This window comes from Rhizobium chutanense (assembly GCF_002531935.1).
GTDB lineage: Bacteria > Pseudomonadota > Alphaproteobacteria > Rhizobiales > Rhizobiaceae > Rhizobium > Rhizobium chutanense.
The window spans coordinates 89,281-104,752 of the sequence record NZ_NWSV01000009.1 but is presented as its reverse complement, the minus strand read 5'-3'; the positions used below and the strand labels follow the sequence as shown (position 1 = coordinate 104,752).

Sequence of the window (15,472 nt, the reverse complement as noted above, 5' to 3'; positions counted from 1 at the left end):
TAACCATTTCTTTGCCATGAATATTTAGAGTCGTTTAATCATCCGCATCACATGCGGATGAGCGAACTCGGCCATCCCCGTGCATGAGATGTGGCGCAAATGTACGATAGCAGAGCCAGAAGCAGCTTTCCCGATCGCGCCGCCGCCCGGCCGACGGCGCCCGCAATGGCGCGCACTGAGGACGCTTCCCACGGATTGCCCCGGTCCAACCGGCCTGATATCGCGCCGCCCGAGGTCGAACTGCTGCGCGCCATCGGCCGGGCGCTGGAAGAGCAGCGGGCAAGAGCGGCGCTGGCGGCGCCGCTGGTCGACCGCATCGAAACCATCCTCGGCAATCGCCTGCGGGCTGCCAATGATGTCGGCCATCCACTTCCTCAGGAACCGGCGCGCCATACGGAGCTTGCTGCTCCGGCCAGCGAGCCGATGATCTCGCCCGAACCGCCGGCGGCGCTGCGTGAGGGACCTGCAGCGCCATTGCGGCGCGTCGGCGGCATTGGCCTTGCGATGACGGTCGCCGCTGCGACGATCATCGGCGCGGGCCTGCCGGCGCTGATGCCGGCTTCGCCAGCGCTCTACCGCGCCGAAGCGACGCTCGGCGTGAAGACCGATGCCGCAAGCCGCGCCGCCTTCACCCAGGCAGCAGTGAAAGGACTGCTGTCGGCGCGCGTGGTTGCTTCGACGGTCGCCGCTCTGAAACTCGATCACGATCCCGAATTTGCCGGCCGCAGCGCCGATGCGTTCGGCATTGTGCTCGATCTCCTCTCGGCGACCGGTGCTGCTGCCGACCCGGCGTCGCGCGCCGAGGCGACGTTGAAACATGCGGTCGAGATCCTGCCGGATGCCGCCGCCGGCACGATCCTCATCAGGGTGACGACAGGCGACAGCGGCAAATCCATGCGCATCGCCGCAAGGCTTGCCGAGGCGGTTTCCGCCGGAGACGGATCCGGCGGCAACGCCGAAGCCGATGCCGCCCTGCGCAAGGCCTATGACGAGGCGAAGGCCGAACTGACAGCTTTCACGGCAAAGAGTGGCGAAGGCAACGTCAAGGTGGCAATCGATCTTCGCCGCCAGATCGACCGGCTCGATGCCGATCTGAAAGAGGCCGACCAGACTATCCTGACCGCCAAGGCACAGGCGGATCGGCTGAAGGCGGCAAAACTTGCCGAAGTGCTCGCTGGTTCGTTGCCCGCCGATATGCTTTCGCCGGCGCTGCAGGATTGGCGAGACAAATATGCCATCGCCAAGACGGCGCTGGCGCAGCTTTCGGCCGAACTCGGCCCGCGTCATCCGCGCCTCGTGCAGCAGCAGGCCGAGACCGATGGCCTGAAGGAGAATATGAGCAAGGAACTTACCCGTCTTGCTCAGGCTGCCAACGCCGCTGCCAAGGCCGCCGTCGATGCGCGCAAGGGCCTGAACGACCGCCGCAACACGCTGATCGCTCAAAGCCGCGATACCGGCGTCGATCTTTCCCGACTGACCGAGCTCAGCGAGAAGGCGGCTGCGGCGCGGTCGCGCCTGGACGATGCGGCGTCCGTGTCGGCGGGAACGGCCGCCGACGGCCATATCGCTCTCATTAAGCCGGCGCTGGCAACGGCGGTATCGGCAACCGATGGCCGGACCGGGCGCTCGCTCGCCGGCGCTGCCGCGGGTCTCGCCACAGGTCTTGTCGCGGCTTTCCTGCTGCGCCGGCGTAAGCGCACGTCTGTCGTCGAAGTGGAGATGCCGGTGCCGCCATCACACTCGTCCGTGCGCGCATCTCAACCGGCCCCGCCGCCGGTCGATGAGGTGGAGGTGCTGCGTTCCGAGATCTCCGGCCTGCGTGACCGGCTGCGTGTTCATGTGCTCGAAGGGCGGCAGCCGCTGCGCTGAACGAACATTTCCTTGCAAGTTTGATATTGCATTGCGGCTTCCCGACAGGATAGGGCGTTAGCGGGCATTTGACGCTCGTCAACTATCCCTAGATTGACGCAAAACAGGGCGGAGAGACGCGTGACGACAGTAATCGATGGCAAGAACGTAGCTGCATCCGTAATTCAGACGGTCAAGAGTGCGACGGCATCGCTGGAAAAGGCGAGCGGCGTCACCACCGGCCTTGCCGTCATTATCGTCGGCGACGATCCGGCGAGCCACGCCTATGTCGGCTCCAAGGGCCGCATGGCCAAGGAATGCGGCTTCAAGTCGATCCAGCACACGCTGCCGGCCGAGACGAAGCAGGAGGATCTGGCTGCCCTCGTCGCCACCCTCAACGCCGATCCGTCGATCCACGGCATTCTGGTGCAGCTGCCGCTGCCGAAGCCGCTCGACAGCGAGCCGATCATCCAGTCCATCCTGCCGGAAAAGGATGTCGACGGCCTCAGCGTCGTCAATGCCGGCAAGCTTGCCACCGGTGACCTGAAGACCGGGCTGGTCTCCTGCACGCCGGCCGGCGCCATGGTCTTCGTCCGCCGCACGCATGGCGAGGATCTCTCCGGCCTCAACGCCGTCGTCATCGGCCGCTCCAATCTGTTCGGCAAGCCGATGGCGCAATTGTTGCTCAACGCCAATGCGACCGTGACGATCGCTCACTCCAGAACCAAGAACCTCGCCGAGGTCTGCCGCAACGCCGATATTCTGGTCGCCGCAGTCGGCCGGCCGGAAATGGTCAAGGCCGATTGGGTGAAGCCCGGTGCGACGGTCATCGACGTCGGCATCAATCGCGTGGCGGCCCCTGAACGAGGCGAGGGCAAGACCCGGCTCGTCGGCGACGTCGCCTTCCAGGAGGTTTCCGCGGTCGCCAGCACCATCACCCCGGTTCCCGGCGGCGTCGGCCCGATGACCATTGCCATGCTGATGGCCAACACGGTCATTGCCGCCCATCGCACCGCAGGGCAGACCCCGCCGCAGTTTTGATCATATCTGCGGAACAGGGCCGGTCGAAGCCCTGACGATCAACTCGGTCTTCCAGAGTTCCTGGTCGGGGAAGGGGCCGGCCTGTTTCACCGTGCCGATCAGCCGCTGGGCGATGCGAGCGCCGGCGGCCCTGAGCGAGGAGCGCGTCGTCGTCAGCGGCACGGAGAAGTTTTCCGGCTTCAGGAGCGGCAGCACGTCGTCGTGGGCGATCAGCGAAATATCTTCGCCGAGCCGCAATCCCGCCTGGTTGACCGCACGGATTGCGCCAAGCGCCAGCACCGTGCTGGAGCAGAGGATCGCCGTCGGCCGCTCCGGCAGCTGCAGGAATTGTTCCATCGCCAGCAGCCCCTGTTCGTCGGTCATCAGCGCGTGGCTGACGCAATCTTCCTCGAGCGCGAGCCCGCGCTCGGCAAGCGCCGCCACGACGCCGTTTTTCCGGCGAATGGCGAAATCGAGATGCATCGGTCCGTTCATCAGCGCAAAGCGCGTATGGCCGAGCTGCAGGAGAAGCCGCGTCGCATCGTAGAAGGCACCTTCATTGTCGATGTCGAGATAGGGATAGTCGGGCTCCGAGCCGAAGGAGCGGCCGTGCACGACATAGGGAATGGACAGCGATTTCAGCATCGGAAGCCGCGGATCGTGGCCGCGCATATAGGCGACGAACAGCGCGTCGACATTGCCGCTGATCGCAAGGCGCCGGAGTGCTGCCACCTCGTCGTCCGGGTCGGCCGGCATGATGACGAAATGGAAATCGTGGCGTACCGCCTCCTCGCCGAGCCCGGCCAGGAATTCGCCGAAATGCACGTCGGACTGGTGGCCGGGCGCCGTCGGCATGACAAGGCCGATCGAGCCCGCCTTGCCGGTCGCCAGCCTCTGCGCCGCCTTGTTCGGCCGGTATCCGGTTTCCTTGACGGCCTGGAGCACGCGCTCCCGGGTCGCCTCGTTGACCTCGGGATAGCCGTTGAGCGCTCGGCTCACCGTCGTCTGCGATAGTCCCAGCAATTCCGATAGCTGCTTGAGATTCACCTGCTATGCTTCCTCCCCGCCCGCTCTTTAGCCGTGTTGAAAAGGCTTGTCGCCTCCCCGGGGCATCCAAAGCGCTTTCAATTATGTAGCATTTGGTGCGCTTGACTCAAGAAAAATCGCTCCATATTTCCCGATAGGCGCTGCTGCGCTGCGATATTCCGCCTGTGCACAGCCGGTTTTTCGCGAAATGACTTGACTCCATTCCACTGAAAGTGAAATGAGTTGGGTGTCAAAGCGCTTTGAAATTTCTTTTTGAGGGAATTCGGCGCGGTTGGGATTGTGATGGGAGGATGATCACATGAAAAAGTCATTTTTGATGGGCGTTGCCGTGGCGGCGCTTTTTGCCGGTGCTGCGTCGGCGGCCGATCTGAAATTTGCCCCGGGACAGGATTCCAAATTCAATTGGAAGAGCTATGACGAATTTAAGGCTGCGCATGCCGATCTGAAGGGTCAGCCGCTGACGATCTTCGGGCCGTGGCGCGGCGAGGACGAGGCGTTCTTCATGAGCGTTCTTGCCTATTTCACCGAAGCCACCGGCATCGAAGCCAAATATTCTTCTTCCGAAAATTACGAACAGCAGATCGTCATCGACACGCAGGCGGGCTCGCCGCCGAACGTCGCCATCCTGCCGCAGCCGGGTCTGCTCGCCGATCTCGCCAGCAAGGGCTTCCTGACGCCGCTCGGCGACGACAACTCCAAGTGGATCAAGGACAATTACGGCGCCGGCGACAGCTGGGTCGGTTACGGCACCTACAAGGGCAAGGACGGCAAGGAAGCCTTCTACGCCTTCCCTTACAAAGCCGACGTAAAGTCGCTGGTCTGGTATGTTCCGGAGAATTTCGAAGAGGCCGGCTACAAGATCCCGACGACGATGGAAGAGCTGCATGCGCTCACCGATCAGATCGTCAAGGACGGCGGCGTTCCCTGGTGCATCGGTCTCGGTTCCGGCGGCGCCACCGGCTGGCCGGCGACCGACTGGGTCGAGGACATCATGCTGCGCACCCAGCCGCCGGAAGCCTATGACAAGTGGACGACCAACGAGCTGAAGTTCACCGACCCGGCCGTCGTTGCCGCGATCGACGAATTCGGCAAGTTCGCCAAGAACGAGAAATACGTCGACGGCGGTGTCGCGGCCGTAGCCTCGACCGATTTCCGCGACAGCCCGAAGGGCCTCTTCGCGGTTCCGCCGAAGTGCTACATGCACCATCAGGCCTCGTTCATTCCGTCCTTCTTCCCGGAGGGCACGAAGCTTGGCCAGGATGCCGACTTCTTCTACATGCCGACCTTTGCGTCGCATCCCGAACTCGGCAAGCCGGTTCTCGGCGCCGGCACGCTCGTCTCGATCGCCAAGGACTCGAAGACGGCCCGTGCCTTCATCGACTTCCTGAAGACCCCGATCGCACATGAGGTCTGGATGGCGCAGTCGAGCTTCCTGACCCCGTATAAGGGCGTCAGCACCGAGGCCTACGCCAACCCGCAGATGAAGAAGGAAGGCGAGATCCTGACGTCTGCCACCACCTTCCGCTTCGACGGTTCCGACCTGATGCCGGGCAAGATCGGCGCCGGCGCCTTCTGGACGGGCATGGTCGATTTCGTCGGCGGCAAGTCCGCGCAGGATGCAGCAGCCGAAATCCAGAGCGCCTGGGACGGCATCAAGTAATCTCAAAACGGTGCCGCCGGCTTGCCGGCGGCATGGCCTGCATGACTGGCCGGGTTCGCAAGGAGCCCGGCCAACGCGGCATATATATTTTGGGCAATCAATGATTGACGATGACCGGCGCTGACCCGTCAGAATAACAACCGGTCGGAATAAGATCAGGGGAAGCAGGGGAGGGGCGAAATGCTGTTGCAGATTGTGTCCGCTTTGGGCGTCGTGGTCGGGGCCGTTATCGCGTGCTCGGCCTATTTCTTTTTCTCGAACATGATTCTCGATCGCGCTCTGCCGGTGAAGGACGGTGATATCCGTCAGGCCTCGCGCAATCTGAACCGGCGCGCGATGATCCGCCCATGGCTATTCCTCGGACCGGCGCTGTTCCTGCTGATCGTCTACCTCGTCTATCCCGTCGTGGCGACCTTCATCCTGTCCTTCTACGACCGGTCGGGTAACCAGTTCGTCGGCGCGACGAACTATCTGTGGGCCTTGAACGACCGCGAATTCCGTCAGTCGATCTTCAACAACATCCTCTGGCTTGCCGTCGTGCCGGCCGCCTGCACCTTCTTCGGCCTCGTCATCGCGGTGATGACCGATCGCATCTGGTGGGGCAATATCGCCAAGAGCATCGTCTTCATGCCGATGGCGATCTCCTTTGTCGGCGCCTCGGTCATCTGGAAATTCATCTATGAATATCGCGGCGGCAACGACGTCCAGATCGGCCTTTTGAACGCCATCGTCCAGACCTTCGGCGGCACGCCCGAGGTGTGGATCTCCATTCCCTTCTGGAACAACTTCTTCCTGATGATCATCCTGATCTGGATCCAGACGGGTTTTGCCATGGTCATCCTGTCGGCTGCGCTGCGCGGCATCCCCGAGGAGACGATCGAGGCCGCCGTCATCGACGGCGCCAATGGCTGGCAGATCTTCTGGCGCATCATGGTGCCGCAGGTCTGGGGCTCCATTGCCGTCGTCTGGACGACGATCACCATCCTCGTCCTCAAGGTCTTCGATATCGTGCTGACCATGACCAACGGCCAGTGGCAGACGATGGTGCTGGCCAATCTGATGTTCGACTGGATGTTCCGTGGCGGCGGCGACTCCGGCAGATCGGCCGTCATCGCCATCATCATCATGCTCGCCGTCACGCCGATCATGGTCTGGAACGTGCGCCGCGCCAATCGCGAACTGAAGGGGCATTGAGATGACCGCTGCCGGAAGCTACTTCAAGATTGGCCCCGCCCGTCTCTTCGTTCACGCCGCCGTTCTGCTGATCGTCATCGTCTGGCTGATCCCGACGCTCGGCATCTTCGTCAGCGCGCTGCGCGACAAGGACCAGATCGTCGTCTCCGGCTGGTGGACGGCCTTCGTCGGCTCGACGCAGACCGTCGCCGTCCGTCTGGGCACGCCGGACCAGCAGAAGCAGGAAGGGACCGTCTACGTCATTTCAGGCAACGTGCTGGAAGGCCAGACCGGTCGCTCGGTCAAGGCCTTCGGCAACCGCGTGCAGCAGCCGGCTGCCTTCGAGGCCGGCGAGACCGCCGATCTCGGCGACGGCGAAACCCTGCAGATCAACAGCGACGGCAGCTACCGCTATGTGAAGAACGCCGCCTTTTCGCCCGACGAACGCCCGCGGCGCATCTATGCCTCCGTCTCGGCCCCGCCGGAATTCACCATGCAGAACTATAAGACCGTTCTGACCGGCGAGGGCATCGGCCAGTCCTTCATCAATTCGCTGACGGTGACGATCCCGGCGACGATCATTCCGATCCTGATTGCCGCCTTTGCAGCCTACGCCTTGAGCTGGATGGAGTTTCCCGGCCGGGCGCTGTTGATTGCACTCGTCGTCGGCCTCATCGTCGTGCCGCTGCAGATGTCGTTGATCCCGCTGCTGCGTCTCTATAACGAGATCGGCAACATGCTCGGCCAGCCGTCGAAGACCTACCCCGGCATCTGGCTGGCCCATACCGCCTTCGGCATGCCGCTCGCCATCTATCTCCTGCGGGCCTATATCGCCGGCCTGCCGAAGGAGATCATCGAATCCGCCCGCGTCGACGGCGCCAGCGATTTCGAGATCTTCACCCGCATCGTTTTGCCTCTGTCCTTCCCGGCACTCGCCTCCTTCGCCATCTTCCAGTTTCTGTGGGTGTGGAACGACCTTCTCGTCGCCATGGTCTTCCTCGGCACCGACAAGGACCACCTCGTGCTGACCGGCAGCCTGAACGCGCTGCTCGGCTCGCGCGGCGGCAATTGGGAGATTTTGACGGCGTCGGCCTTCGTCACCATCATCGTGCCGCTGCTCGTCTTCTTCGGGCTGCAGCGTTATCTGGTGCGCGGTCTGCTGGCCGGTTCGGTCAAGGGAGGCTGACCATTTCCGAACGTGACTTCAGACAGGATATCCCATGAACGTGGCTTCCCAATCGATCTCGACCCCTGACAAGGACTGGTGGCGCGGCGCGGTGATCTATCAGATCTACCCCCGCTCCTACCAGGATTCGAACGGCGACGGCATCGGCGACCTGAAGGGCATCACCGCCCGCTTGCCGCATGTGGCAAGCCTCGGCGTCGATGCCATCTGGATCTCGCCCTTCTTCACTTCGCCGATGCGCGATTTCGGCTACGATGTCTCCGACTATGAGAACGTCGATTCGATCTTCGGCACGCTGGTGGATTTCGACACGATGATCGCTGAGGCCCATCGCCTCGGCATCCGGGTGATGATCGATCTGGTCATCTCCCACAGCTCGGATCAGCACCCCTGGTTCGTCCAAAGCCGCTCCAGCAAGACCAACGCCAAGGCCGACTGGTATGTCTGGGCCGACGCCAAGCCGGACGGTACGCCGCCGAACAATTGGCTGTCGATCTTCGGCGGCTCGGCATGGGCGTGGGATCCGACGCGCATGCAGTATTATCTGCATAACTTCCTGACCTCGCAGCCGGATATGAACCTGCATAATCCGGAAGTGCAGGATCGCCTGCTCGATGTCGTGCGCTTCTGGCTCAATCGCGGCGTCGACGGCTTCCGCCTCGACACCATCAATTTCTATTTCCACGATCCGCTTTTACGCGACAATCCCGCCCTGGCTCCCGAGCGCCGCAACGCCTCGACGGCGCCGGCGGTCAATCCCTATAATTTCCAGGAGCATATCTACGACAAGAACCGCCCGGAGAATCTTGCCTTCCTGAAGCGCTTCCGCGCCGTTCTCGAGGAGTTTCCGGCGATCGCCGCCGTCGGCGAGGTCGGCGACAGCCAGCGCGGCCTCGAAATCGTCGGCGAATATACCTCCGGCAACGACAAGATGCATATGTGTTATGCCTTCGAGTTCCTGGCGCCCGATCCGCTGACGGCCGAACGCGTCGAAGAGGTGATGCAGGATTTCGAAGCCGCGGCGCCCGATGGCTGGGCCTGCTGGGCCTTCTCCAACCACGATGTCGTGCGCCATGTCAGCCGCTGGGGCGGGCTGGTCGCCGATCACGACGCCTTCGCCAAGCTCTATGCCTCGCTGCTATTGACGCTGCGCGGCTCCGTCTGCCTCTATCAGGGCGAGGAACTGGCATTGACCGAGGCCGATCTCGCCTATCAGGATCTGCAGGATCCCTACGGCATCCAGTTCTGGCCGGAATTCAAGGGCCGCGACGGCTGCCGCACGCCGATGGTCTGGGACAGCCAGGTTGCCCAGGGCGGTTTCTCCACCGTCAAGCCCTGGCTGCCGGTGCCGGTCGAGCATATCCTGCGCGCCGTCAGCGTCCAGCAGGGCGATGAGACTTCGGTGCTGGAGCATTACCGCCGCTTCATCGCCTTCCGCAAGCTGCATCCGGCTTTCGCCAAGGGCGAGATCGAATTCGACGAGCCGCAGGGCGACGCGCTGGTCTTCACCCGTGAATACGGCAATGAGAAGCTGCTCTGCGTCTTCAACATGAGCCCGGCCGAAACAGGTGTCATCTTGCCCGCGGGAGAATGGCAGGCGTTGACGGGGCATGGCTTTATCAGCAACAACTATGGCGACAAGATCGATATTCCGGCCTGGGGCGCGTATTTCGCCCGTCTGGCTTAAGGATCAGGGGAGAGAGACATGACTGGACTGACGCTGAAGGATATCCGCAAATCCTACGGTTCCGTGGACGTTCTGCACGGGATCGACCTCGATATCAAGCAAGGCGAGTTCATCGTCTTCGTCGGTCCGTCCGGCTGCGGCAAGTCCACGCTGCTGCGCATGATCGCCGGTCTCGAGGCGATCACCGGCGGCGAGATGTATATTGACGGCCACCTCGTCAATGACGTGCCGCCCTCCAAGCGCGGCATCGCCATGGTCTTCCAGTCCTATGCGCTCTATCCGCACATGACCGTTTTCGACAACATGGCCTTCGGCATGAAGATCGCCGGCGAAAACAAGCAGGAGATCGACCGCCGTGTGCGGGCCGCGGCCGAGAGCCTGCAGCTGACCAAATATCTCGACCGCCTGCCGAAGGCGCTCTCCGGCGGCCAGCGCCAGCGCGTGGCGATCGGCCGCGCCATCTGCCGTGATCCGAAGGTCTTCCTGTTCGACGAGCCCCTGTCCAACCTCGATGCGGCGCTGCGCGTCGCCACCCGCATCGAGATCGCCCGCCTGAACGAACAGATGGCCGATACGACGATGATCTACGTGACCCACGACCAGGTCGAGGCGATGACGCTTGCCGACCGCATCGTCGTTCTCTCCGCCGGCAATATCGAGCAGGTCGGTGCGCCGCTGGAGCTCTACGAGCGCCCCGCCAACCTTTTCGTTGCGAAATTCATCGGCTCGCCGGCCATGAACATCATCCCGGCGACGGTCGCCGGCACCGGAAGCCAGACGACGGTAACGCTGACCGGCGGCATGTCGGTGACATTGGATGTGGCGACCGACGCGGTCGAGAAGGGCAAGCAGGCGAGCTTCGGCGTCCGCCCGGAGGATCTGAGGATTGCCGACGGCGCCGATTATCTTTTCGAGGGCGAGGTGTCGATCGTCGAAGCGCTCGGCGAAGTGACGCTGCTCTATATCGAGGGCCTGGTCCCGGGTGAGCCGATCGTCGTCAAGCTGCCCGGCATCTACGATGTCCACAAGGGTCAGAGAATGCGATTTGCCGCCGACCGGCAGAAGCTGCATCTCTTTGATGCGAGCGGCCACACCTATCGAAAATGAGGCAACCATTTTTGGGGGAATATTACCAGAAATTGTGTGGGACGGGCCGAATTCTCACTTTCTGTTAAAGATCGGCTGCTACCTTTTCCCAGTCAATTTATGAGGGGGATAAGCAAGTGGCCGCTTCCAATCCGTCACAGCCAAAGTCTCATTTCCTGAGCAAGGAAGAATCCTTCATGTACGACCGCGAGGCGCGGTTCAAAATGGAGGACACGATGAATGCCGCGCGCATCGAATATACGGAAAAGGGTGTCATGCACGCGGCTTCGCGTCGCTGCGATATTGTCCGGATTTCGATGAGCAGCGCCACACTGGCGATCCTGACCCAGTTCAACCTGCCGAAGCAGTTCTATCTGGATATTCCGGATGCTCGCATCACCAAGGTCGGCTGCCTGCTGATGAAGGTCAACGCCAACAATACGGTCGAAGTTCGCTTCCTGCGCCTGCTGACGCAGAAGGAACTGAACAAGATCTTCGTCTACAGCACCCATCCGGCGCATCGCGACTACGTTCTCGACATCCGCGCCTGACAGATCGCAAAACTGATAACAAAAAACCCGCGGGGTGCTGCGCGCGCCTCGCGGGTTTTTGTTTGCCTGGAGCGTCTTTGCTCAGCTGTGGAAGAGCACGCTCGCCCCCTGATCCGAAGCGCCAACGGCGCGGCGGAAGGGTGCGAAGAGCTCGCGGCCCATGCCGAATTCATTGTCGGAGAGATCGGCGCTCACCGGCTCGCGCTCGGCCAAGTCGGCCGCATCGACGAGCAGCTCGAGCGTGCCCTTGATGGCGTCCAGACGAATGATGTCGCCGTCCTTGATGCGGGCGATCGGGCCGCCGTCGACTGCTTCCGGGGTGACGTGGATCGCCGCCGGCACCTTGCCGGATGCGCCGGACATGCGCCCGTCGGTTAGCAACGCCACGCGAAAACCGCGGTCCTGCAGCACGCCGAGCGGCGGCGTCAGCTTGTGCAGTTCCGGCATGCCGTTCGCCTTCGGGCCCTGGAAGCGGACGACCGCGATGAAATCGCGATTGAGCTTGCCTTCCTTGAAAGCGTCCTGCAGTTCCTGCTGGCTGTGGAAGACGATCGCCGGCGCCTCGATGACGTGGCGCTCCGGCTTGACCGCCGAGATTTTGATAACAGCCTTGCCGAGATTGCCGCGTAGCATCTTCAGCCCGCCATTCGCCTGGAAGGGTGTTTCGATGCTGGAGAGCACCTTGGGGTCGTGGCTTTTTTCCGGCGACGGCTCGCGCAGCACGGTCCGGTTCTCGCCGAGCCGGGCATCGACCGTATAGGCTTCGAGGCCCTGGCCGAAGACGGTGCGCACATCGTCATGCACCAGGCCGTGCTTCAACAGTTCCTTGATCAGGAAGCCCATGCCGCCGGCCGCCTGGAAATGGTTCACGTCGGCAAGCCCGTTCGGATAGACGCGGGCCAGCAGCGGCACCACTTCCGAAAGCTCGGCAATGTCCTGCCAGGTGAGCTGGATGCCGGCCGCCCGCGCCATGGCGACGAGGTGCAGCGTGTGATTGGTCGAGCCGCCGGTCGCATGCAGGCCGACGACGCCGTTGACGACCGAGCGCTCGTCGATCATCTCGCCGGCCGGCGTGAACTCGTTGCCGAGCGCGGTGATCGCCAAGGCCCGCTTGGCGGCTTCGCGTGTCAGCGCTTCGCGTAGCGGCGTGCCGGGATTGATGAAGGAGGAGCCGGGCATATGGAAGCCCATGATCTCCATCAGCATCTGGTTGGAGTTGGCGGTGCCGTAGAAGGTGCAGGTGCCCGGGCCGTGATAGGACTTCGATTCCGCCTCCAAGAGTTCGGCGCGGCCGACCTTGCCTTCGGCGAAAAGCTGGCGCACGCGCGATTTCTCGTCGTTCGGCAGCCCCGTCGTCATCGGACCGGCGGGAACGAAGATCGACGGCAGGTGCCCGAAGGACAATGCCGCAATGACGAGGCCCGGCACGATCTTGTCGCAGACGCCGAGGAAGAGGGCGGCATCGAACATATTGTGCGACAGGCCGACGCCCGCCGACATGGCGATCAAATCGCGCGAGAACAGCGAAAGCTCCATGCCCGGCTGTCCCTGGGTGACGCCGTCGCACATGGCCGGCACGCCGCCGGCCACCTGCGCCACGCCGCCGGCCTGAGCGGCCGCTTCGCGGATGATGGCCGGATAGGTCTCGAAGGGCTGGTGGGCCGAGAGCATGTCGTTATAGGCGGTGATGATGCCGAGATTGGGGATACGGTCACCGGCCAGCGCATCCTTGTCGGCGGGGGAACAGACCGCGAAGCCGTGGGCGAGGTTGGCGCAGCCGAGCACCGAGCGAGCGACACCCTTGGACGCTGCGGCGCGCAGGCGTTCCAGGTAGCGCTCTCGGGTCGGCTTCGAGCGTTCGACAATGCGATCGGTGATCGCAGAAATGCGTGCGTGAGCGGACATGGAAGATCCCTGCCTTGTTCGTTGTCTTATCTGTTTCGGCGGCTCCGGCCATCCGGATCCGGGTCTGGGGCCGATCAGGGAGCCCAGTAGATCTCGACCGGGGAAGTGGCCCGGCGCAGAACGGCGCGGATCGGCATGTCTGCCTCGTCTCCGTTGCCTTCCGCCTTGGCGAGAACGTCTTTTTTGCCTTCGCCCTCGATATGGAGAACCAGGAGTGCGGCATCCTGAAGACTGGAGAAGGTGAAGGTCAGGCGCGGCTCGCCGGCCCCTTCCGCTTCCATGGTGATGATGCCGCGCGGCGTCGATGCATCGAGCGCCTTGGCAAGATTGCTGCCGCCGGGAAAGAACGAGGCCGTGTGGCCGTCGCCGCCCATGCCGAGGATGACGACATCGAAGGGAATGCCGATCTCGGCGCTCTTTTCCGTCGCCAGCCGGGCGGCGACCTCAACGGAGGCGGCGGGCTGGTAAAGCGGCACGAAACGCGCCGACTTCGCCTTGTTCTGCAAGAGATTGGCATCGACCAGCAGATGGTTCGAGCGCGGATTGTCGGCCGGCACGAAACGCTCGTCGACGAGCGTGATCGTCACCTTTTCCCAGGCGAGGTCGCGGGTCGACAGCGCCTGGAAGAAGGCTTTCGGCGTCGAGCCGCCGGAAACGGCGATGGACGCCGTTCCGCGGGCTGAGATTGCCGCCGAAAGCGTGCTCGCGACCTTGTCGGCGAGACTGCCGGCGAGGTCTGCGGCGCTGGCGAAGGAATGCAGGGTCGATGCCATCGGTTTCGTCCTAGATATCGTCGTGCCAGGTGCGGCCGTCGCGCTCGATCAGCGCGATGGCCTGGCTCGGGCCCCAAGTGCCGGCCGTATAGCCCTGCACCTGCTGGCCGGTCGTCTCCCAACCCTTGAGGATCGGATCCACCCATCTCCATGCCGCTTCGACTTCGTCGCGGCGCATGAACAAGGTCTGGTTGGAGCGGACCACGTCCATCAGCAGACGTTCGTAAGCGTCGGGATTGCGGACGTTGAAGGCCTGGGCGAAGCTCATGTCGAGCGAGACGTTGCGCAGGCGCATGCCGCCCGGGCCCGGATCCTTGATCATCAGCGACTGCTTGACGCCCTCATCCGGCTGCAGCCGGATGATCAGCTGGTTGGCGACAATGCGCCCGGCTGCCTGGTCGAAGATCGCATGCGGGATCGGCTTGAAGGTAATGACGATCTCGGACATGCGGCCGGTCAGGCGCTTGCCGGTTCTGATGTAGAAGGGAACGCCCGCCCAGCGCCAGTTGTTGATCTCCGCCTTGATGGCGACGAAGGTCTCGGTGTTCGAGACGCCGCCTTCGAGTTCTTCGAGATAGCCTTTGACGGGGCCGCTGCCCGATGCGCCGGCGCGATACTGGCCGCGCACCGTCGCCTGCTCGACATTGGAGGCATTGAGCGGCTTCAGGGCGCGCAGCACCTTCAGCTTCTCGTCGCGAACCGCTTCCGAATCCATCGACGAGGGCACTTCCATCGCCGTCAGGCAGAGCAGTTGCAGGATGTGGTTCTGCACCATGTCGCGCAATGCGCCGGCCGTATCGTAATAGCCGGCACGACCTTCCAGGCCGACCGCTTCGGCCACGGTGATCTGCACGTGATCAATGTAGTTGGCGTTCCACAGCGGCTCATAGAGCGCATTGGCAAAGCGCAGCGCCATCAGGTTCTGCACCGTCTCCTTGCCGAGATAGTGATCGATGCGGAAGATCTGTTCTTCCTTGAAGGCGCGGCCGATCGTATCGTTGAGCTGCAGCGCCGAGGCCAGGTCGCGGCCGATCGGCTTTTCGACAACGATGCGGGTCGACTTGGTGATCAGCTTGTGGTCGTGGATCTTCTGCGAAATATCGCCGAAGATGCCGGGCGCGACGGCAAGGTAGAAGGCACGCACGCGCTCCTTGCCCTCGTCGAGCAGCTTCTTCAACTGATCCCAGCCGGCATCGGTGCGGGCATCGACCGAGACGTAGTAGAGGCGGGCACAGAACTTCTCCACCTCGGCTTCGTCATATTCACCCTTCTTCAGGTGCTCCTTCAGCGCGTCCTTGGCGAACTTGCGGTATTCCTCATGCGAAAGCGGGCTGCGCGAGGCGCCGATGATGCGGGTCGGTTCGGAGAACTGGCCCTCGATCTGGCGATGATAAAGGGCGGGCAGCAACTTGCGTTCGGCAAGGTCGCCGCTGCCGCCGAAGACGACGTAATCAAAAGGCTCAACGGGAATGATCTGGCTGCTCATGAGCTTATCTCTCAATCATGCTGGTTGGCGGCCCTTTTAATCTAATCGAT

At 62.8% G+C, this 15,472-nt stretch carries 12 protein-coding genes; 8 read left to right on the top strand and 4 right to left on the bottom strand.

Features of this window, described 5'->3' with window-relative positions:
- The first annotated feature begins 99 nt into the window (after positions 1-99).
- Positions 100-1,869, top strand: a complete 1,770-nt coding sequence (locus tag CO666_RS16350; protein ID WP_097613143.1) for a GumC domain-containing protein — start codon at positions 100-102, stop codon at positions 1,867-1,869.
- A gap of 120 nt (positions 1,870-1,989) precedes the next feature.
- Positions 1,990-2,889 carry a bifunctional methylenetetrahydrofolate dehydrogenase/methenyltetrahydrofolate cyclohydrolase FolD gene (gene folD, locus CO666_RS16345; RefSeq protein ID WP_097613142.1) on the top strand — a complete coding sequence of 300 codons (900 nt, stop codon included), beginning with the start codon at positions 1,990-1,992 and terminating at the stop codon, positions 2,887-2,889.
- On the opposite strand, the gene CO666_RS16340 is transcribed toward folD, so the two are convergent.
- Positions 2,890-3,915: a LacI family DNA-binding transcriptional regulator gene (locus CO666_RS16340; RefSeq protein WP_097613141.1), complete on the bottom strand. Its 1,026-nt coding sequence runs from the start codon at positions 3,913-3,915 to the stop codon at positions 2,890-2,892.
- Between the two features lie 298 nt (positions 3,916-4,213).
- Between CO666_RS16340 and CO666_RS16335 the strand changes: the two genes are divergently transcribed.
- From CO666_RS16335 to CO666_RS16310, 6 genes are all read left to right on the top strand, one after another.
- Complete coding sequence (locus CO666_RS16335) at positions 4,214-5,575, top strand: ABC transporter substrate-binding protein (protein WP_097613140.1); 1,362 nt, start codon at positions 4,214-4,216, stop codon at positions 5,573-5,575.
- A gap of 180 nt (positions 5,576-5,755) precedes the next feature.
- A complete protein-coding gene (locus tag CO666_RS16330) occupies positions 5,756-6,769 on the top strand; it encodes a carbohydrate ABC transporter permease (RefSeq protein ID WP_097613139.1) in 1,014 nt (337 codons plus the stop codon).
- Between the two features lies 1 nt (position 6,770).
- On the top strand, positions 6,771-7,934 hold the full coding sequence (locus CO666_RS16325; protein ID WP_097613138.1) for a carbohydrate ABC transporter permease: 1,164 nt from the start codon (positions 6,771-6,773) through the stop codon (positions 7,932-7,934).
- Positions 7,935-7,968: 34 nt separating this feature from the next.
- Positions 7,969-9,621 (top strand): beta-galactosidase BglA, encoded by a 1,653-nt coding sequence (bglA, locus tag CO666_RS16320; protein WP_097613137.1) that lies wholly within the window; start codon positions 7,969-7,971, stop codon positions 9,619-9,621.
- 18 nt (positions 9,622-9,639) lie between these two features.
- Positions 9,640-10,728, top strand: a complete 1,089-nt coding sequence (locus CO666_RS16315; RefSeq protein WP_097613136.1) for an ABC transporter ATP-binding protein — start codon at positions 9,640-9,642, stop codon at positions 10,726-10,728.
- 176 nt (positions 10,729-10,904) lie between these two features.
- Positions 10,905-11,258, top strand: a complete 354-nt coding sequence (locus tag CO666_RS16310; protein WP_008523602.1) for a hypothetical protein — start codon at positions 10,905-10,907, stop codon at positions 11,256-11,258.
- Between the two features lie 81 nt (positions 11,259-11,339).
- On the opposite strand, the gene edd is transcribed toward CO666_RS16310, so the two are convergent.
- From edd to zwf, 3 genes are all read right to left on the bottom strand, one after another.
- Complete coding sequence (edd, locus tag CO666_RS16305; protein WP_097613135.1) at positions 11,340-13,163, bottom strand: phosphogluconate dehydratase; 1,824 nt, start codon at positions 13,161-13,163, stop codon at positions 11,340-11,342.
- A gap of 74 nt (positions 13,164-13,237) precedes the next feature.
- A complete protein-coding gene (gene pgl / locus CO666_RS16300; RefSeq protein ID WP_097613134.1) occupies positions 13,238-13,936 on the bottom strand; it encodes a 6-phosphogluconolactonase in 699 nt (232 codons plus the stop codon).
- A 10-nt stretch (positions 13,937-13,946) separates the two neighbouring features.
- On the bottom strand, positions 13,947-15,422 hold the full coding sequence (gene zwf, locus CO666_RS16295; RefSeq protein WP_097613133.1) for a glucose-6-phosphate dehydrogenase: 1,476 nt from the start codon (positions 15,420-15,422) through the stop codon (positions 13,947-13,949).
- Positions 15,423-15,472 lie beyond the last annotated feature (50 nt).

Coding starts and splice junctions, on each gene's coding strand:
- CO666_RS16350 (WP_097613143.1), top strand. CDS start 100: ATGTACGATAGCAGAGCCAGAAGCAGCTTTCCCGATCGCGCCGCCGCC.
- CO666_RS16335 (WP_097613140.1), top strand. CDS start 4,214: ATGAAAAAGTCATTTTTGATGGGCGTTGCCGTGGCGGCGCTTTTTGCC.
- CO666_RS16330 (WP_097613139.1), top strand. CDS start 5,756: ATGCTGTTGCAGATTGTGTCCGCTTTGGGCGTCGTGGTCGGGGCCGTT.
- CO666_RS16325 (WP_097613138.1), top strand. CDS start 6,771: ATGACCGCTGCCGGAAGCTACTTCAAGATTGGCCCCGCCCGTCTCTTC.
- bglA (WP_097613137.1), top strand. CDS start 7,969: ATGAACGTGGCTTCCCAATCGATCTCGACCCCTGACAAGGACTGGTGG.
- CO666_RS16315 (WP_097613136.1), top strand. CDS start 9,640: ATGACTGGACTGACGCTGAAGGATATCCGCAAATCCTACGGTTCCGTG.
- CO666_RS16310 (WP_008523602.1), top strand. CDS start 10,905: ATGTACGACCGCGAGGCGCGGTTCAAAATGGAGGACACGATGAATGCC.
- edd (WP_097613135.1), bottom strand. CDS start 13,163: ATGTCCGCTCACGCACGCATTTCTGCGATCACCGATCGCATTGTCGAA.
- pgl (WP_097613134.1), bottom strand. CDS start 13,936: ATGGCATCGACCCTGCATTCCTTCGCCAGCGCCGCAGACCTCGCCGGC.
- zwf (WP_097613133.1), bottom strand. CDS start 15,422: ATGAGCAGCCAGATCATTCCCGTTGAGCCTTTTGATTACGTCGTCTTC.